This window comes from Sporomusa sp., assembly GCF_035561155.1.
GTDB lineage: Bacteria > Bacillota > Negativicutes > Sporomusales > Sporomusaceae > Sporomusa.
In genome coordinates this window covers 1-17,251 of record NZ_DATMYD010000140.1, presented here as the reverse complement: position 1 = coordinate 17,251, position 17,251 = coordinate 1, and the positions used below count along the sequence as shown (strand labels likewise).

The following is a 17,251-nucleotide window of genomic DNA, read 5'->3' as shown; positions in this document are numbered from 1 at the left end:
GACTCAATTGTTTCGGCTTAAGTTTAAACATACGAGAGCCCCAACTTTCGTCATTTATATCTACCTATATTATACCAAAAATGGGACTATATCGCTTTATATTTGACTTTTTCAGTGGTTTCGAACCGTCCCCTTGAGTCTTTGAAGCCAAATACCAGCGTTGCACCGTCCATTCCTAAACTGAAATAAATAGTGAGAAAAGTTACGTTTATACTAACTTTTCATATTATATTATGTAACGCACTTTAATTAAAATAGGGAGGCGAATATCATAGATCAGTCAGACGATGTTAAGGTGAACTCATCTGAAAAAACAAAAAACCATAGCTCTCGCCATAGTCACTATCATCACTATGATAAATTTAAGGGCCATAAGCCTAAACAATGTGGGGCTTGTCCAGATAAAGGACCTACCGGCGCTACTGGTGCTACTGGCGCTACTGGCGCTACTGGCGCTACTGGTGCTACTGGCGCTACTGGAGCTACTGGAGCTACCGGCGCTACTGGAGCTACTGGAGCTACTGGTGCTACCGGTGCTACTGGTGCTACCGGTGCTACCGGTGCTACCGGTGCTACGGGTGCTACCGGGGCTACTGGAGCTACTGGAGCTACTGGTGCTACTGGTGCTACTGGCGAAACTGGAGCTACTGGTACTACTGGTGCTACTGGAGCTACTGGAGCTACTGGAGCTACTGGCGAAACCGGAGCTACTGGAGCTACTGGAGCTACTGGGGCTACTGGTGCTACTGGAGCTACTGGGGCTACTGGTGCTACCGGTGCAACTGGTGCTACTGGTGCTACTGGTGCAACTGGTGCAACTGGTGCTACTGGGGCTACTGGGGCTACTGGGGCTACTGGTGCTACCGGAGCTACTGGTGCTACCGGAGCTACTGGTGCTACTGGTGCTACTGGAGCTACTGGAGCTACTGGCGCTACCGGCGCTACTGGCGCTACTGGCGCTACTGGCGCTACTGGCGCTACTGGTGCTACCGGTTCAACAACCCCAGTTTCAGTAAACCGAATCTATGTATCAAACAATTTAGATAACAATGTCTCCGTCATAGACGGAAATACAAATACTGTCATAGCTACCGTAACAGTAGGTACTAATCCAGAAGGAATAGGCGTGAATCCCCTTACCAATAGGATTTACGTAGCAAACTTCACCAGTAGTAATGTCTTCATCGTAGATGGAGCTACCAATGCGGTCATAGCCATCATTGGAGTAGGTATTAACCCTAACGGCGTAGGCGTTAATCCTACCACTAATCGAATTTACGTGGCGAATTTCAACAATAGCAATATCTCCGTCATTGATGGAACTGCCAATCTGGTTATAGCCACCATTACAGTAGGTACCAACCCTCAAGGAGTAGGGGTAAATCCTACCACAAACCGAATTTACGTATCAAACAGAGGCAGTGGCAGTGTATCCGTCATAAGTGGAATCACTAATGCCATCATCGCCACTATCACAGTAGGGACTGCGCCAATTGGGGTAGGGATCAATCCTACCACGAACCGGATTTACGTAGCAAACTTCAGCAGTAACAATGTTTCGGTCATTGATGGAACCTCAAACACTGTCATGGCCACTGTTACAGTAGGTTCCTTCCCAGTAGGGGTAGGGGTCAATCCTGCCACGAATCAAATTTACGTGGTAAACTCTATCACTAACAATGTCTCAGTTATTGATGGACTTTCGAATAGCGTCATAGCCACCGTTACAGTCGGTTCGAACCCGCGAGAATTAGGGGTGAATCCTCTCACAAATACAGTTTACGTATCAAACAACTCAAGTAATAATGAATCCGTGATTAGTGGGAATACCCATACCGTTATAGCCACTATTACAGTCGGTAATAACCCACGAGGGGTAGGTGTGAATCCTTAACGCACAGAACTGGCCGTGTGTTGGAAGCCTTTATCCAAGTGGATTAGGCTTCCGATCACGGTCATTTTAATCTTGCAAATGTATCCAAAACTTTTTTTGTCTTGTATTTTTCCATATGGTTATTTCTTTTTCATTATTTCATCAAGAAGATTTATGTTGTTGATGATGCCCAGGTCATTTGGTCGATAAGACAGTGCGATTTTATTGTGATGGTATGATAGTTGGTATTCACCCATTTGGTAATAGCAAAGACCGAGCTGCGTATGAGGTAACCAGGTATGACTAGCGTGATTTTGGATGGCCCAACAGTTATTCGGCATGGGTAACTCGGTAGCTAATTTGTACCAGAACGCGGCTTGAGAGAACTGACTTTTCTCCAGAAAATAATAGCCTAAACGACAACAATACTCCGGACGAGGAGTATCGTATTCAAAAGACTTGAATATAAACGCTCGCTCTTGTTCTCGATCTCCAAGGTGGTAATAACAATCCGCTAATTTGGAGCAAGCATGGATTCGGTCTTCTGTCGTAATATTCTCCATATCCATAAATTTGAGATAGAACTCTATAGCTTGTTGGTACATTCGGTGCTGATGGAGTTCCATAGCGTAGTGCAGCGTATCTCGTAGCGTAAATTCCTTGCCTGCTAACAACAGTGTTTCGTAAATTTTCAGATTCCTGTCAGGGTCAGAGGTGCTATGATTTCTCTTATGTGTAACTACGATATCGCTGTCATAGAAGTTTCCGTCTTTTCCTTTTAGTGATAAATCTTCATGGACGACACCTTCCCACTGATAATTCCTTGATCTTTTCACCAGTCTAATACGCCTTACATTCAGTGAAACATTTCCGTGGTCGTCAAAATCACAATGATATTGCATGGACAAAGTATCCACCTCGGGAGACAAGAATTGCTTTAACTGGAATAGTTTCTGGCTGTCTACGGGCAGCAGTACATCGTCGGCATCAAGCCACAGTATATAATTCATTGTGGCCTTGGCAAAAGAAAAGTTCCGTGCCGCCGCAAAATCATCAATCCATTTAAAGTCAAAGATATGTTGGGTCCATTTGCTGGCGATTTCCTTAGTCCGGTCTGTCGATCCTGTATCGACTATAATGATTTCATCCACGATGTCTTGAACCGATTGTAAACACCGTTCAAGGGTATCCTGCTCGTTTCTCACAATCATACAAAGACTGATGGTAATCATTTAGAGACACCTCCCATGACTTTCGTTGTCTTTCTACTCATATGCTTAAAATATTTAAGATGCTACTAAGATTATCTGGAACAAAACAAAGGTTCCAGGGGTATTTTTTTGCATAGGACAAGGGCACTATTTCCAACTAGAAAAAGAAATGGCCGACCTCAAAGGACAGCCAAATGATTGCTTTTAATCTAAAATTACATTTTTACTGGTCTACTTGCTCTACGGATCGCTGATAATGCCTGACTCACAATTTCTGCAACCTGACGTTTGCTTAAGCCTAAGGGGCGAACCATATTCTTAACTTCATCTCTAAATTTTTGTTCATCAAAATCAATAATCAAATTATCACCACCCTTATAATACGGTTACTTTATTATACGGATTATGTTGAAAGGAGGTGACCCATCATGCAAAACAAAAAATACATATCTAAATCTAAGTTATGTCAATGTCATACGGTTTGATTACGGTATGATAGTGGTTTTTGTTATGTTTTGTTAATTTTGGAAACAATAATAAGCCCAAACCTTTAACTTAGAAGGTTTGGGCTTTAAATTTTATCGCCTATCAGGTTTCGCCAAGTATATTGCCGGTATGTTTCAGATCATAACCACCTAACCCTTGGACTTCGTTACGGAAAGTCTGAGAGCGGAGAATGGACAAAAGTGCTTGGAATTGCGGTTTTTCAGAATCTTCTCGGCGGATAATGAGGTCATAGCGTTCCTTTTGCAGAGGAATAAAGTCAATGCCACTTACCTGTTGCGCCACTTTTTCAATGCCTACGCCCACATCCGCCTGATCGCGGGCTACTGCGCTGGCCACCGCCAGATGACTCATTTGTTCATGGTCGTAGCCTATAATGCTTTTATGGTTAATATTGAGCATTCGGAGTTTTTCATCCAGCAGTACCCGGGCACCTGCCCCAGGTTCGCGGTTGACTAGCCGGACAGATGGTCGGCTTAGGTCCTCCCAGGTCATGAGGTTTTTGGGATTCCCTTTGTGTACGTAGAATCCTTCAATCCGGTAGGCAAGGTTGACAATGAGTGTGTGGTGGCCGGGAAGGAATCTTCGCACATAAGGTAGGTTATAGGTGTCTGTGTCGCTGTCCCAGAGGTGGGCGGTTACTGCATTGACTGTACCACGGTACAGGGCCAGCAGTCCGTCGACACTGCCAACATAATTACGTAAAAAGCGGACATGCGGCATTTCTTTTCCTAGATGCCGTGCTAAGATATCTAAGATAACATCTTGGCCACAAAGAATAATACTATCGTCTACAGGGGAAGCGGCCTCGGCCGGCCTGGCTTCAGATATAGACGCGGCCAGTGAGTTGCCTTTCGAGTTTTTAATATATACATCCAAATCCGGCGCTTCAACCCGGACTTTGCGGCCAATGCGGTAAGCTGCAAGGTCACCGCGCTTGATCATCTCATAAACGGTAAAACGGGATATCTTCAATATTTTTGATACTTCATCTGGAGTATAGGAGATGGTTTCCGTCATTTTCGACTGAGTCCTCCTTATTTACAAATAATTGTACAAACCTCTTGCATTAATAGTACAACAAATTGTATAATAACACCATAAGGCTTATGTTTGTTTATGTTAGTTTATGTTTGAAAACTTAATGAAGCTTATTTTAAATTAAGGGAATATGAGTTCAATATAATCGATACAAAGTTGTGTCAGTTAAACGTAGTTTATTTTTAATTACGATAGCTGACTTTTTTTATATCGATGTATACCTAGTTAGGAGGGATGTTGTGTTAAGTGGAATAGGAACGCTGCTTCTCAATTGTCTAGAAGTTGGTTTGCAGGAAGATATTACCTGACTGATAGAAAAATTAGAGGAGGATAAGTATTTATGAAAACGAAAACAAAATTACTTACAGTATTTGCAACTCTATTGTTAGTGGGATTGCTTTTAGCTGGCTGCGGTGGGGCTAAGGAGGCTCCTCAGGCTGCCCAACAGACGCCGGTTGAACTCGATATTTCGGCCGCAGTTAGTATGAAAGATGCTCTTACTGAAATACAAAAAAACTATCAGGCTAAGAACCCTAATATCAAGCTAGTGTTTAACCTGGGTGCATCCGGCTCATTGCAAAAGCAGATTGAACAGGGCGCTCCTGCTGACATTTTTATCTCGGCCGCTCCCAAGCAAATGAATGAGCTGCAGGAGAAAAAAATGATCGATCCAGCGACACGGAAAAATCTAGTGGAAAACAAACTGGTAGTAGTTATACCAAAAGAATCCAAGTTGAATATTACGAAATATGAAGATTTGACCCAGGATGGGATAAAGAAAATTGCCTTAGGCGAGACAGCGGTAGTTCCTGCCGGTCAATACGCAAAAGAAGTTTTACAGAAATTAGGTGTATGGGATAAAGTGCAGGATAAAGTTGTGTTTGCCAAGGATGTTCGGACAGTGTTAACATATACCGAAACAGGCAATGTGGAAGCTGGCATTGTTTACAAGACGGACGCTATATCAAGTGACAAGATCAAAGTGGTTGCTACTGCACCGGAAGGAAGCCATCAACCGATAGTATATCCGATTGCTGTAGTAACAAGCACCAAACAGGTCAAGGCAGCAGAAGATTTTATTAATTACTTATTCGGGTCAGAGAGCAAAGCGATCTTTGAAAAGAATGGGTTTACTATGGGGAAATAGTCTGTAACAAGGTGGCGATTGTTACAAGGCATTTGCAAAATACTGGTTTAAGGCCATGGGCGCAATTTAATGAAGTAGGTGATTACATGATTGAGTGGCAGCCGATTATTCTTTCGCTAAAGGTAGCATTCGTTTCTCTCTGCTTTGTGTTCGTGCTGGGTGTCGCTGCTGCTTATGTCATGCGGGGCTTCGAATTTCCTGGTAAAGCGGTCTTGGAAGCTCTTTTCACGCTTCCCCTGGTCTTACCACCGGTAGTTACCGGTTTCCTGCTGCTGCTTTTGATAGGCAAGCAAGGGCCGGTGGGACGTTTCTTATCTGAGCAGCTACAAACACAGATTATTTTTACGCCTTACGCAGCCGTTCTGGCAGGTACTGTGGTCGCGTTCCCCTTAATGTATCAAAGTACCAAAGCGGCGTTTCAGAGCATTGACCGAAGTCTGGAAGACGCCGCCCGGACACTCGGCGCCAATGAATGGCGCGTCTTTTTCACAGTTACCATGCCACTGGCATGGCATGGGTTAGTTTCAGGGCTGGTTCTATCCTTTGCCAGGGCGCTTGGCGAATTTGGCGCAACTATTATGGTGGCTGGCAATATCCCGGGTAAAACTCAAACATTGCCGCTGGCGATTTACTTTGCTGCCGAATCTAACGATTTAACGCTTGCCGGTAGCTATGTGCTGATTATCAGTCTGATCACCTTTTCTTTAATCTACTGGCTCAATATATGGACAAAATCAAGAAGTGGATCAGCTGCTCCACGGGGGGTGTTTTGATGCTTTGTGTGGATATCAAAAAGAAGCTGGCGGACTTTACGCTGCATATTCAGTTTTCAGTACAAAACAACATTTTGGTATTATACGGGCACTCTGGCTGTGGAAAAACAACCACACTACGTTGTATATCAGGATTATTGAAGCCTGATCAAGGAAAAATCATCCATAATGGAAAAGTACTTTTTTCTTCAGAGGAAAAGGTTTGCGTGCCTCCCCGATTACGTAATATCGGGTACATGTTTCAGGAATACGCATTGTTTCCGCATATGGATGTAAGAAGAAACATTTGGTATGGGGTTAAGCAAAGCGATGACAAAGCGAATGAGTTATATGAAAGGCTAATGAGCCTCTTGAAAATCGAACACCTTTCAAACCGGTTTATTGACCGGTTGTCGGGAGGGGAGAAACAGCGGGTGGCGTTGGCACGTGCTTTAATGGCTGAACCCAGCATTCTCCTGTTAGATGAACCGATGTCTTCGCTTGACCGAGCAACTCGGCTGGAACTGCAAGCCGAGTTAAGGCGAATGCAGGAAATATGGAATATTCCCTTTGTTCTGGTCACCCACGATCCGGAAGAGGCCAAAGCACTGGGGGATCAAATTCTATTTATGGAAAAGGGTCTTCAGGTGCAACAATTGGTAACTTGGGACAACGCCGCCACATGCACTAAAGTAGGGGGGCGCCTTGCTTTATAAGGGATAGTTATCCACTGTTTAAGATCAGCAGGGAAAAATGTTGCCTGCAACGCAAAAATGCAGCAATTCTTGTTTTTACAGGAATTGCTGCATTTTTATGGTTAAAAGTCAGGAGTGCTCTATTAGGGCCAGTTTTCGCGGTAGCGGCTTTTTAAACACACTACATCGTGTGCAACCCGATCCGGTTGCCCTCACTGTCTTCAAAATAAGCGCAAAAACCATATTCCCCGATACTTGTCTTAGGGATCAGTTCCTTACCTTTGTTCGCAACTACCTTGTTCAGCGTACCGGTGATGTCGGCCACAGAAAAGTATACCATCGTGCCAGCATAGGACGGCACAAAGTGTTCCTCCATCACCAGCGCCCCGCCAACTCCAGGAACACCCATTTCCATCGGAAACATAGCCATCTGTCTCGGACCCATGTCGACAACAGTTAGTTTTCGGTCAAACACCGCTTCATAGAATGCCTTGCCTCTGGCCATATCCACCACAGGAATCTCGAACCAAATTACCGGATTGATTTTCTCATCCATATTTTTGCACACTCCTACTAATTCGCTTTACTCCGTCAACAAGGCATTATTAGCCCGAAGCGGTATTCTTCGATCTTATGACACATTTAGTATAACCAAGAGACCACTTGAAAAGCCATTATCTCTATTGCAGTAAAACATAGGAATAGTGAGAACATAAAGAAACATCGTAGACTGGTCACAAGTCTACGATGTTTTTATTTAGAATCGTTATTTTATCGGCCAGGCTTGAGACATCTGGTCGATGAACAAGATGAGGGAAACGGTGCGGGGAACGAAGGAGTTGAGGTTGACTGATTCGCGATCGGTGTGTTCGGTCATCGGGTCAGACTCTACGCCGAGAGCATCGATGGTCGGAACATGTTTCGCGGTGTCGTTGCCTACAGTAATGCCGCCGGCGACCCATTCTACCACATCAGCGCCATATTCTTTCTTGGCAATGCCTTTGTACATGTCGATGAGCTTGGCAACCCGAGGCGTTTTTTCCATGGGATTGACGCCTATTCCGCCCTCAATCGTCACTTTAACGCCGGGAACGACGGTTTTGGTAGCCATAGCCTTGATTTCCTTATCGAGACGTTGCAGCTCGGCCATGGTATAACAGCGCACTTCAATTTGCGCCATAGCGTTGTCCGGGATGCGGTTGCGTTTGGTGTTAGTTGTGCTGATGACCCCTACGTTAATGCTATTGTCAGGAATATACTGGCCGTGGTCGCTAATTCCTTTAGCTTTAAGCGCGTCAGCGCTATAGTTTTGGGGGTCTTTTGGTAGTGGGCTGGCCAGCTTGTAGAGCATCGAGATCTGATTGCCCAATTCCATTATGGCGCTGGCCGAAGCCTGCGGCGCATTGCCGGCGTGGCCGGAAATACCGGTCACTTTGATATCGTACTTGGCGCTGCCCTTACGCTGGGTGGCGATGCCCCAGTCAGGTCGCGCGGTGTCAACGATCATCGCAACATCCACTTGCTTGGACAGTTCTTCTAAGATGGCGCCTTCGTCGTCAGAGCCGGTTTCTTCTTCGGCGTCAAAGTAGACAATGAGCTCGCCGAAGTTTTTAAAACCCAATTCTTTAATCGATTTAATCATATATACCATTTGCGTCACCGATGCCTTGCAATCACCGGCGCCAGGACCATAGGCGAAGCCTTTGTCATCCATGCGGAAGGGGCGTTTGGCCGCTTCACCTGGTTCAAAGACAGTGTCTGTATGAGGAGAAAGCAGTACCCGCAGTTTGCCCTCGCCCTTCAAACGGGCAATCACATGTGTGCCTTTGCTGTTTGGGCGGAATTCCACGGTCGCGCCCAGCGGTTCGAGGCGCTCTTTCAAAATATTGGCGATCTGGGCGCTGCCTTCAGCAGTGCCGGTGCCGGAGTCGATATTGACCAGTTTTTCCAGATCCTTGACAAAATCGGTGTACTGACTGCCGACCACTTGCTTCACTGCGCCGCTGTCAAGCGTGGCGGGAGCGGCCGCAGCCAATGATGAGAACAAAAACAGAAAAATGAGACTGATGGCAAGCACGGTCTTAGACATAATCACATTCCCCCTGTGAAACTTTCTATCTGTAATTATAAACATTTTTGAAAATATTGGCAATATTATAGAAAAATTTTCCAATATTGGAGTCGAGAGGTGCTCCTGAGTCTTAAGAGTAAAGCTCCTATCAGTCAGTTACAGTAATAATTGTGTTCTTCTGTGTTTTTGCTGTATACAAGGCTTGATCGGCTCGCATCAGAAGTTCATTTAAATCCCGGTTAGTTCTTAAGGGTACTATACCCGCGCTTATGGTTAAGCGATAGGGTAAGAAAGCTGTTTCAACGAGGTTGCGAATTCTCTCCATAACTTCACGGGCGTTTTCAACAGTAATCCCAGAGAAAATGATAGCAAACTCGTCGCCGCCCCAACGTGTAACGATGTCCGTACTTTTCGCGTTTCTTTTTAATATAGTTGCGAGCCCTGACAATAGTTCATCGCCCACCGTGTGTCCATAAGAATCGTTAATTGCCTTAAAGCCGTCAACATCAATCATGGCCACACATAACTGAGCTCTTTGTCCGGTTGACCGGAGTCTCTGTTCTTGTAGCATCAAATAAAAATATCTTCTGTTCCACAATCCTGTTAAAAAATCTGTGTGAGAAATTATGCTTAGCTTCCGGATTAAACCTCCGATTACAAAACCGCCTACGGAAAAGACAAAGGTAATTCCTGTCCACAATAACCCTTTATAGCTAATTTGAAGAGCCAAGTCCAAATAGCCGCCGGTTATACCAATTAATGTTCCAAGCGTTGAAAGTATTAACCCAGCGTAATTGTAAAACACTTATCCACCCCTACTGAAGTCAATTGACTAAATTCTTGCAGAGCATTACTACCATCACTATCGTGTCTGGGTAATATTAAGTTATAAATTAAATATTAATCTATAACTTAATATTAATCAATGATTTTATGTATACATTTTACTGACATTGATATAGTAAATATCAGGTGATGTGTGTGTATGTTGATTACTATGCCCTTGGGCAACGAATTAAGAAAATTCGCAAACAAAAACGCTTTACGCAGGAAAAAGTTGCTGAAAGTCTAGAAGTTTCTACTGTCTATATTAGCCAGGTGGAAAACGGTAAGACAAAACTGAGCCTGGAAATGCTGGTACGGCTAGCCAGTCTGTTAGATGTCGAGCCAGGCTATTTTCTTACCGGTGTCTCTTATCATTCACAGGATTATCTTAAAACGGATATAGCGCAGCTTCTTCAGGCATGTCCACCTGAAAAACTCCAGCTAATCATTGACGTAGTCAAACTCATTACCAAGTACAAGGTGATCCCGCAATAATACGACGGTACTATGAAAGACCTCCTATTGTAATTGGAAATTACAATAGGAGGTCTTTGCAGGTTGTTAAGCCCTTGTGGCAGCAACAGGAAGTGAAAATAGGGTCTAGGCATTGATTTTACAAATTTATCAGTATAATATAAATGCTATGCGGCAACAAATAAATTTTAAATAATGTACATATGAATGAGGGGAAATAATACTATGAGTAGAGAAAAAATGCTAAATAGAGAAATACTTGTTTCTACTATTAAAAAATTCTGTTCTGTAAATTATAAAGAATTTACTGTTTCAGATTTGATTCATAAAGGTGGACACCGCCATAGAATAGAAATAGAAGCCGATGGCTCGTGCTTTTTTGTGGATTTCCATTTCAGAGCAAATGGAAGCACCTCGATTGATATATCTAGTGGACACCACATTGACAAAAAAAAGCAGATCAAGGATGCTATACTAAGCGATCCTACCTGCTTGATAGTATGATCAATATCCCCCGGAAACGTTAGTCCCTAGCAGCTTGAATTTGAAGTCGCTGATTTTGGCGGAGTCTCATGCTAATAGCACCTGTTGGGCATGTAGTAACACATACACCGCAACCGTAGCATTTTTCCTGATGGAACACTACAGATGTTCCACTGTTCTCCTGCGCATCGAAAACACACCGTTTGACACAAGCGCCGCACTGGACGCAAGAAATTGTGTCCACTTCTGCAACGTAATCGGCATGGGCGATGAGATCAGGTCGTTGATATTTTTTCATAAACTGCAGGTCATGGCAACAGCATTCGCAACAACTGCATAAAGCATATATATATTGGTTGGGGTTATAGAAGGTAAGATGTACTAATCCATGTTCATGAGCCAATTTTAAGCGTACCTTAGCTTCGTCGAGCGTGATATATCTTGCTTTTCCTTCCGCAACCCATTGATCAGCAGTATCATTGGTGAGAATACATATCTCCAAAGGGTTGTCACAACGCTGATAGCGTTCACGACACATACAGTTGGCTAGCGCGAAGGTTCGCATATTGCGCAAGATCTCTAGTACCTGCTGGGTCGGTAATACCCATTGAAGTCCAGACAGAGACTCCGATACAGGAATAACTTTGGAGGATGAGGGAATTTTACCTTCCTGTATCCATTTATCAAATTTAGCTAAACGTTCCTCAAGAAATTCATCTTTGCCTTCAAAATGCATGAACTGGCCTCCTCCTAAGGTGTATTAATATGCGCCTAATTGCGCCAACAAAGGCGGGTGTATTTAAAGTATTGCATTCTTTAAATTAGATGAAAATCCTTCCGGTTTTAACATATTTCTGGAATGAATTGGCCCAAGTGCGTTTTAAATTCACTTGGGTTATTTATTTTTGTCTATGGCAATATTAGAAAGCGCATTTTCTTAGAATGAATAATGGAGAGGCAGGAAAGTATAGCCGGAAGTTGTAACCTAGCCCAATAGTAGACATTGCAATCAATAACAGGACAATAATGAAAAACTTACGCAATAATTATGCCAGTATATGTATTTGTGAACTATTGCAGATAGAAATTAAAGAGTGGAAAGATATATTGCCATTAGTGGAAATATTATTGACAGAAGTGGCAACAACATTTCCACTAATGGCAATTTCGTAAAAGAAGCTGCTTTGCGGCAGCTGCATTAAAGTAACAATGAGAAATTAAACGCTTGATATTAGAAGATAGTACAAAGTAAAATTAAATATATCCTTTGTGATAGGAGCGCATAAATATGTCTGTAATTCGCTGGATGGTTAAAACAACAGACCGTATTGGGATGATTCAAGATGTGGTCCAGGTATTTTCCCGCGAAGGAGTAAGTATAAGTTCGATGGAGGTCTCTACAGGACAGATTTTCATCAAGTTTCATGTAGACACTGCGAGTAGACTGGAAGAAATTCTAAAAAGAGAATTACTATATCATACTGACATTATTGATATTATTGATATTGCTTTACAGCCTTATGAACAAGGGAAAAAGAATTGCAAGCTGTTTTGGAGTCGGCTAACGATGGGATTATCGGTTTGGATAATGAAGGGACCATCCGCTATATCAATTCCGCAGCAGCAAGCTTGCTTTATGTTGAGCAAGGGAAAGCAGTAGGGCAACAAATCAAACAACTAACAGGGGCTGATACTCAACTGCTGGAGCTTTTAAAGGGTCATAGTTTTGATAATCAACAAATGTTGACTGATACGCCCCGCGGTATCCTTCACTACTTATGTTCCGGACGAACAATAAGGAATGAAAACAATCAAATCATAGGAGCTGTAGCAACCCTAAAAAGTATGAAGGCAGCTCAAAAATTAGTTCATTCTATGATTAAAAGTCAAACTTTTGGATTTAACGATATTATCCGTGCCAGTTCAGCAATGGAATACGTCATTGACATTGCCCAAAGAGTGGCAATAAGTGACTGTACGGTTTTAGTCAGAGGAGAAAGTGGAACAGGTAAAGAGTTATTTGCCAGAGCTATACATGAGGACAGTACCCGCAATAATCATCCTTTTGTACCCATTAACTGCGCTGCTCTACCAGAAACTTTATTAGAAAGTGAATTGTTCGGATATGAGGAAGGCGCTTTTAGCGGTGCGAAGAAAGGGGGGGAAATTGGGTTATTTGAAGCAGCTCATCATGGCACCCTATTTCTTGACGAAATTGGTGAGTTATCACTTATTTTACAAGGAAAACTGTTGAGAGCCATACAGGAGGGGGTTATCCGGCGTGTGGGCAGTAACAGACATATTCCGATTGATGTCCGAATTATCGCAGCAACAAACCGGAACTTGGAGGAAATGGTAGAGACAAAGCAGTTTCGTCAAGATTTATATTATCGAATTAATGTTATTCCTATTAATATTCCACCATTAAGAAAACGACCAGAGGATGTTCCGCTGCTTTTGAAGTACTTTCATACAAAATATTGTATTGAATTAAATAAAAGCCTAGAGTTTTCTCAGGCTGCGTTTAATCTTTTGACAAGTTATGCGTGGCCGGGGAATGTGAGAGAGCTGCAAAATGTGGTTCTGCGGGCAATCCATCTTACCGTTGGTGGGGAGATCGAAATCTCCAATCTGTTAATAACAGGTGAAATAAACCTTGAGAATGGCAATAATTTGGCACAAAATGAAAACAATCTAAAAAAGACAATAGATCATACGGAAAAAACAATCCTGGAAAAAGCCTTGCAAAAGCATGGAAGCGCCCGGGGTGCAGCCCGCGAGGTTGGTCTATCTCATACTGCCGTTTTAAATAAGATTCGACGCTATAAATTAGAGCACCTACTGTCTCCTACTTCTCGCAAATAATGTTCTCATTGATGTACCATGCCTTTGACGGCATGGTTTTTCTTTTTCAGTATACTCATGCTTCTGTATGTGGAATATGGCATGAAAGTTGCAATTGAAATGTTGTATATATTGAGCGAGGAGGTCTAGTTTTATGAACAATCATCAAAATGTAGGCTATAATACTACAATCATTCATGCTGGCCAATCACCAGATCCAGTAACAGGTGCACTATCGACCCCAATCTATCAAACATCAACTTTTGTATTTGAAAATGCTGAACAAGGAGCTGCTAGATTTGCTTTAGCAGAAGAAGGGTTTATATATACTCGGTTAGGAAATCCAACCCAACAGGCACTTGAACTAAAAATGGCAGCACTTGAAAAAGCAGAAGCAGCTATAGCAGTTGCTTCTGGTATGACAGCGATTGCCGCCTCTCTTTGGACGCTTTGTAGCAGTGGGGATCATATTATAGCAGCTGATACTTTGTATGGGTGTACACATGCTCTTTTATCCCATAGCATGCCTAAATTTGGAATTGAGGTTACCTTTGTGAATGCAGCTGATCCGGAGAATATCCGCAAGGCGATGCAACCTAATACCAAAGTTGTATATATTGAAACTCCGGCCAACCCAACACTGACAATTATTGATATTGCTGAAACTGCTAAGCTGACGCATGCTTACAATGCGCAGCTTATCGTAGACAATACCTTTATGTCTCCGTACTGCCAACGCCCGTTGGAACTAGGTGCTGATATCGTTGTACATAGTGCCACTAAATATATTAATGGGCATGGTGATGTTGTTGCCGGCGTTGTTTTAGGAAAAAGAGATTTTATTAATGCAGTACGCTTTGTGGGTGTAAAAGATATTACTGGTGGCTGTATCAGCCCTTTTAATGCGTGGCTGACTTTGCGCGGGATTAAAACTCTTGGCGTTCGCATGGAACGTCATTGTAAAAATGCCATGCAGGTTGCTCAATATCTGGAAAACCACCAGAAAGTGCAAAAGGTGTATTATCCGGGTTTAAAAAATCATCCCCAACATCAACTTGCCTTAACACAAATGTCCAGCTTTGGAGCTATTATTAGCTTTGAGATAACCGGAGGGGTAGAAGCAGGGCGGTTGGTAATGAATAATGTTAAACTTTGTGCATTGGCAGTGAGTCTTGGTGACACTGAAACACTGATTCAGCATCCCGCTTCCATGACCCATTCGCCGATAGCCCGGGAAGAACGTTTGAAAGCCGGTATTAGCGATGGTCTTATCAGGCTGTCAGTGGGGCTGGAAGACCCGGAAGATATTATTAGAGATCTTGAACAAGCGCTAGCGTTGATATAGAATATAATTAGTATTTGCCTTCAAACTGACAGGCCCAAGTGAGTTATTAAAGCTCACTTGGGTTATTTATTTTTGTCTATGGTAATATTATGAAAAGTACATTTTCTAAAAATGCAAAATGGAGAGGTAGAAAGTATAGCTGGAGTTATAAATCAGCCCAATAGTAGACATTGATAAGCCAAAACAGGAAAATAGTACTTTTTAGCGAACGATATAGATATGTATAATACTCAGAAGAGAGTGGTATAGTTTCTGCTATTCAAAAGAAGGCTCATTCTGCTCGAAATCAAAGCCAATGTTTAAGAGGTGACAAACATGGATCAGTTCTGTCTGGATACTCCTCATGAAGGTTTCGTTGATATTACTGCCAAGGTAAGGGAGATTGTCCGGCGCAGTCATATCGGGCAAGGGATTTGTCAGGTGTTCATTCCCCATACCACAGCCGGGGTAACCGTCAATGAAAATGCTGATCCGGATGTGGTTGCCGATATGCTGGCGGTGCTTGATCGCATGGTTCCCAACCTACCGTATCGTCACAGGGAAGGCAATTCTCCCGCTCATGTGAAGAGCTCGCTGGTAGGGTGTTCCATTTCCTTGCCGGTTGTGGACGATGATTTACTGCTAGGGACTTGGCAGGGGATTTATTTTTGTGAATTTGACGGGCCGCGCCGGCGTAATGTTTGGGTGCAGGTTATGGGGAGTTAACATGCATGTTGTTGTATGCTCCATTACATTATTTATGCCGGGGGTAGGCTCGCTTAAAGGAAAACGGCATATTATTAAAAGCATTACGCAGAGAATTCGTTCACGGGCCAATGCCTCGGTAGCTGAGACCGATTTTCAGGATTCCTGGCAGCGGGCCGAGATCGGTGTGGCTATGGTGAGCAGCGACAAGGTTATGCTCGACAGGCAGGTCAACCTTATTCGCGGCATTGTCGACGATTGCGGGGAAGCCGAAACTGTGGAATTTTTGGTTGAATATGTCTAGCAGGACGTACAAGCGATAAATTGGGACATCTTCGGATGTTCTCGTGGTATGGTGATGACAGAGTGATGCATGGAGCCCAGCAATATATTCGCAGTGTCCAACTGCTGCGGGATAAGGTCGAACGATTTGATGTGTATCCGTTTTGTTTACCGGCTATTTGTGATTTGCATGAGTTGGCATTTCATCCCCGGGTTACGTTTATTGTGGGCGAGAACGGGACAGGCAAGTCTACTTTGCTGGAGGCGGTAGCGGTTGCCTGGGGCTTTAATGCCGAAGGCGGAACAGCCAACTTTACCTTTAGTACGCAGGCATCTCACTCCGAACTCAATGAATACATACGATTAGTCAAGGGAACGAAGCGCCCGCGCGACGGTTTTTTTCTCCGGGCAGAGAGTTTTTATAATTTGGCAACAACGATTGAACAACTGGATTCGGCAGGCGGGTCTGGCAATAGAATTATTACATCCTATGGCGGGAGATCCTTGCATCAGATGTCCCATGGGGAATCGTTCTTTGCTGTGTTTCAAAACAGATTGGGTGGCAATGGGTTGTATATTCTGGATGAACCGGAGGCGGCTTTGTCACCTGTACGGCAAATGGCACTGATTTCGCGCATACATGAGTTGGTTCAGCAAAACTCGCAACTCATTATTGCAACGCATTCCCCGATTATTATGGCTTATCCTGACAGTGTGATCATACAGCTTAGCCAGTCGGGCATACAACAGACCGATTATGAGCAAACAGAGCATTATTTGATCATGAAAGAGTTTACTAACAATCGGGATAAAATGCTAAAGATCCTATTGGACGAGTAAAATCGAATGACAAGGCGTCTGAGTTATTCTCAGACGTCTTTTTTTATGTGCGCCCAGCATGGGCGCTTACTTGTTGGTGAAAGTCCAATACGGGGGTTGATAGTGCCAACCGTTAGCCTAAGACAAGGGTGTCGCCTGTGAGGGCGAATCTGAAGGAAGTCGGCGGCAAAACTCCGGTCT

The 17,251-nt window shown here is 43.5% G+C and carries 19 protein-coding genes; 12 read left to right on the top strand and 7 right to left on the bottom strand.

Features of this window, described 5'->3' with window-relative positions; genetic code table 11:
* The first annotated feature begins 295 nt into the window (after nucleotides 1–295).
* Nucleotides 296–1,894 carry a hypothetical protein gene (locus tag VN447_RS18445; protein ID WP_325527016.1) on the top strand — a complete coding sequence of 533 codons (1,599 nt, stop codon included), beginning with the start codon at nucleotides 296–298 and terminating at the stop codon, nucleotides 1,892–1,894.
* Nucleotides 1,895–2,013: 119 nt separating this feature from the next.
* On the opposite strand, the gene VN447_RS18440 is transcribed toward VN447_RS18445, so the two are convergent.
* The 3 genes from VN447_RS18440 to VN447_RS18430 all read right to left on the bottom strand — a co-directional run bounded on the left by VN447_RS18440 (nucleotide 2,014) and on the right by VN447_RS18430 (nucleotide 4,608).
* Entirely contained in the window at nucleotides 2,014–3,105 is a 1,092-nt protein-coding gene (locus VN447_RS18440) for a glycosyltransferase family 2 protein (RefSeq protein WP_325527014.1), read from the bottom strand.
* A 194-nt stretch (nucleotides 3,106–3,299) separates the two neighbouring features.
* Nucleotides 3,300–3,446 (bottom strand): hypothetical protein, encoded by a 147-nt coding sequence (locus tag VN447_RS18435; RefSeq protein WP_325527012.1) that lies wholly within the window; start codon nucleotides 3,444–3,446, stop codon nucleotides 3,300–3,302.
* 226 nt (nucleotides 3,447–3,672) lie between these two features.
* Complete coding sequence (locus tag VN447_RS18430; protein WP_325527010.1) at nucleotides 3,673–4,608, bottom strand: helix-turn-helix transcriptional regulator; 936 nt, start codon at nucleotides 4,606–4,608, stop codon at nucleotides 3,673–3,675.
* 361 nt (nucleotides 4,609–4,969) lie between these two features.
* Between VN447_RS18430 and modA the strand changes: the two genes are divergently transcribed.
* From modA to VN447_RS18415, 3 genes are all read left to right on the top strand, one after another.
* Nucleotides 4,970–5,776, top strand: coding sequence for a molybdate ABC transporter substrate-binding protein (gene modA, locus VN447_RS18425; RefSeq protein ID WP_325527008.1), 807 nt, complete (start codon nucleotides 4,970–4,972; stop codon nucleotides 5,774–5,776).
* A gap of 86 nt (nucleotides 5,777–5,862) precedes the next feature.
* Complete coding sequence (modB, locus tag VN447_RS18420; RefSeq protein WP_325527006.1) at nucleotides 5,863–6,549, top strand: molybdate ABC transporter permease subunit; 687 nt, start codon at nucleotides 5,863–5,865, stop codon at nucleotides 6,547–6,549.
* Nucleotides 6,501–7,244: an ATP-binding cassette domain-containing protein gene (locus tag VN447_RS18415; RefSeq protein ID WP_325527005.1), complete on the top strand. Its 744-nt coding sequence runs from the start codon at nucleotides 6,501–6,503 to the stop codon at nucleotides 7,242–7,244. Before modB ends, VN447_RS18415 begins: the two co-directional genes overlap by 49 nt.
* Before the next feature lie 160 nt (nucleotides 7,245–7,404).
* Here VN447_RS18415 and VN447_RS18410 read toward each other — a convergent pair whose 3' ends face one another.
* From VN447_RS18410 to VN447_RS18400, 3 genes are all read right to left on the bottom strand, one after another.
* Nucleotides 7,405–7,791, bottom strand: a complete 387-nt coding sequence (locus VN447_RS18410; RefSeq protein ID WP_325527003.1) for a VOC family protein — start codon at nucleotides 7,789–7,791, stop codon at nucleotides 7,405–7,407.
* Nucleotides 7,792–7,989: 198 nt separating this feature from the next.
* Nucleotides 7,990–9,312: a M20/M25/M40 family metallo-hydrolase gene (locus tag VN447_RS18405; protein ID WP_325527001.1), complete on the bottom strand. Its 1,323-nt coding sequence runs from the start codon at nucleotides 9,310–9,312 to the stop codon at nucleotides 7,990–7,992.
* A 130-nt stretch (nucleotides 9,313–9,442) separates the two neighbouring features.
* Nucleotides 9,443–10,099 carry a GGDEF domain-containing protein gene (locus VN447_RS18400; protein WP_325526999.1) on the bottom strand — a complete coding sequence of 219 codons (657 nt, stop codon included), beginning with the start codon at nucleotides 10,097–10,099 and terminating at the stop codon, nucleotides 9,443–9,445.
* Nucleotides 10,100–10,275: 176 nt separating this feature from the next.
* On the opposite strand from VN447_RS18400, the gene VN447_RS18395 reads away from it, so the two are divergent.
* Both VN447_RS18395 and VN447_RS18390 read left to right on the top strand, forming a co-directional pair.
* The gene (locus VN447_RS18395) at nucleotides 10,276–10,614 is read left to right on the top strand and encodes a helix-turn-helix transcriptional regulator (protein ID WP_325526997.1); all 339 of its coding nucleotides are present in this window, start codon (nucleotides 10,276–10,278) and stop codon (nucleotides 10,612–10,614) included.
* A 204-nt stretch (nucleotides 10,615–10,818) separates the two neighbouring features.
* The gene (locus tag VN447_RS18390) at nucleotides 10,819–11,097 is read left to right on the top strand and encodes a hypothetical protein (RefSeq protein ID WP_325526995.1); all 279 of its coding nucleotides are present in this window, start codon (nucleotides 10,819–10,821) and stop codon (nucleotides 11,095–11,097) included.
* Nucleotides 11,098–11,116: 19 nt separating this feature from the next.
* Here VN447_RS18390 and VN447_RS18385 read toward each other — a convergent pair whose 3' ends face one another.
* Nucleotides 11,117–11,812, bottom strand: a complete 696-nt coding sequence (locus tag VN447_RS18385) for a 4Fe-4S dicluster domain-containing protein (protein WP_325526993.1) — start codon at nucleotides 11,810–11,812, stop codon at nucleotides 11,117–11,119.
* Between the two features lie 552 nt (nucleotides 11,813–12,364).
* Between VN447_RS18385 and VN447_RS18380 the strand changes: the two genes are divergently transcribed.
* The 6 genes from VN447_RS18380 (at nucleotide 12,365) to VN447_RS18355 (ending at nucleotide 17,071) form a co-directional block, all read left to right on the top strand.
* On the top strand, nucleotides 12,365–12,736 hold the full coding sequence (locus tag VN447_RS18380) for an ACT domain-containing protein (RefSeq protein ID WP_325526991.1): 372 nt from the start codon (nucleotides 12,365–12,367) through the stop codon (nucleotides 12,734–12,736).
* Nucleotides 12,658–13,941: a sigma-54 interaction domain-containing protein gene (locus tag VN447_RS18375; protein WP_325526989.1), complete on the top strand. Its 1,284-nt coding sequence runs from the start codon at nucleotides 12,658–12,660 to the stop codon at nucleotides 13,939–13,941. Before VN447_RS18380 ends, VN447_RS18375 begins: the two co-directional genes overlap by 79 nt.
* Before the next feature lie 133 nt (nucleotides 13,942–14,074).
* On the top strand, nucleotides 14,075–15,265 hold the full coding sequence (gene megL, locus VN447_RS18370; protein ID WP_325526987.1) for a methionine gamma-lyase: 1,191 nt from the start codon (nucleotides 14,075–14,077) through the stop codon (nucleotides 15,263–15,265).
* A gap of 315 nt (nucleotides 15,266–15,580) precedes the next feature.
* Nucleotides 15,581–15,970, top strand: coding sequence for a secondary thiamine-phosphate synthase enzyme YjbQ (locus tag VN447_RS18365; protein ID WP_325526985.1), 390 nt, complete (start codon nucleotides 15,581–15,583; stop codon nucleotides 15,968–15,970).
* Between the two features lies 1 nt (nucleotide 15,971).
* Nucleotides 15,972–16,253, top strand: a complete 282-nt coding sequence (locus VN447_RS18360) for a DUF503 domain-containing protein (RefSeq protein WP_325526983.1) — start codon at nucleotides 15,972–15,974, stop codon at nucleotides 16,251–16,253.
* 35 nt (nucleotides 16,254–16,288) lie between these two features.
* Nucleotides 16,289–17,071, top strand: coding sequence for an AAA family ATPase (locus VN447_RS18355; RefSeq protein ID WP_325526981.1), 783 nt, complete (start codon nucleotides 16,289–16,291; stop codon nucleotides 17,069–17,071).
* The last annotated feature ends 180 nt before the right edge of the window (nucleotides 17,072–17,251 follow it).

Excerpts from the sequence above, each read along its gene's own strand:
- VN447_RS18365 (WP_325526985.1), top strand. The coding sequence starts at position 15,581 with ATGGATCAGTTCTGTCTGGATACTCCTCATGAAGGTTTCGTTGATATT.
- VN447_RS18385 (WP_325526993.1), bottom strand. The coding sequence starts at position 11,812 with ATGCATTTTGAAGGCAAAGATGAATTTCTTGAGGAACGTTTAGCTAAA.
- VN447_RS18380 (WP_325526991.1), top strand. The coding sequence starts at position 12,365 with ATGTCTGTAATTCGCTGGATGGTTAAAACAACAGACCGTATTGGGATG.
- VN447_RS18430 (WP_325527010.1), bottom strand. The coding sequence starts at position 4,608 with ATGACGGAAACCATCTCCTATACTCCAGATGAAGTATCAAAAATATTG.
- VN447_RS18405 (WP_325527001.1), bottom strand. The coding sequence starts at position 9,312 with ATGTCTAAGACCGTGCTTGCCATCAGTCTCATTTTTCTGTTTTTGTTC.
- VN447_RS18355 (WP_325526981.1), top strand. The coding sequence starts at position 16,289 with ATGTTCTCGTGGTATGGTGATGACAGAGTGATGCATGGAGCCCAGCAA.
- VN447_RS18440 (WP_325527014.1), bottom strand. The coding sequence starts at position 3,105 with ATGATTACCATCAGTCTTTGTATGATTGTGAGAAACGAGCAGGATACC.
- modB (WP_325527006.1), top strand. The coding sequence starts at position 5,863 with ATGATTGAGTGGCAGCCGATTATTCTTTCGCTAAAGGTAGCATTCGTT.
- VN447_RS18390 (WP_325526995.1), top strand. The coding sequence starts at position 10,819 with ATGAGTAGAGAAAAAATGCTAAATAGAGAAATACTTGTTTCTACTATT.
- megL (WP_325526987.1), top strand. The coding sequence starts at position 14,075 with ATGAACAATCATCAAAATGTAGGCTATAATACTACAATCATTCATGCT.
- modA (WP_325527008.1), top strand. The coding sequence starts at position 4,970 with ATGAAAACGAAAACAAAATTACTTACAGTATTTGCAACTCTATTGTTA.
- VN447_RS18415 (WP_325527005.1), top strand. The coding sequence starts at position 6,501 with ATGGACAAAATCAAGAAGTGGATCAGCTGCTCCACGGGGGGTGTTTTG.
- VN447_RS18360 (WP_325526983.1), top strand. The coding sequence starts at position 15,972 with ATGCATGTTGTTGTATGCTCCATTACATTATTTATGCCGGGGGTAGGC.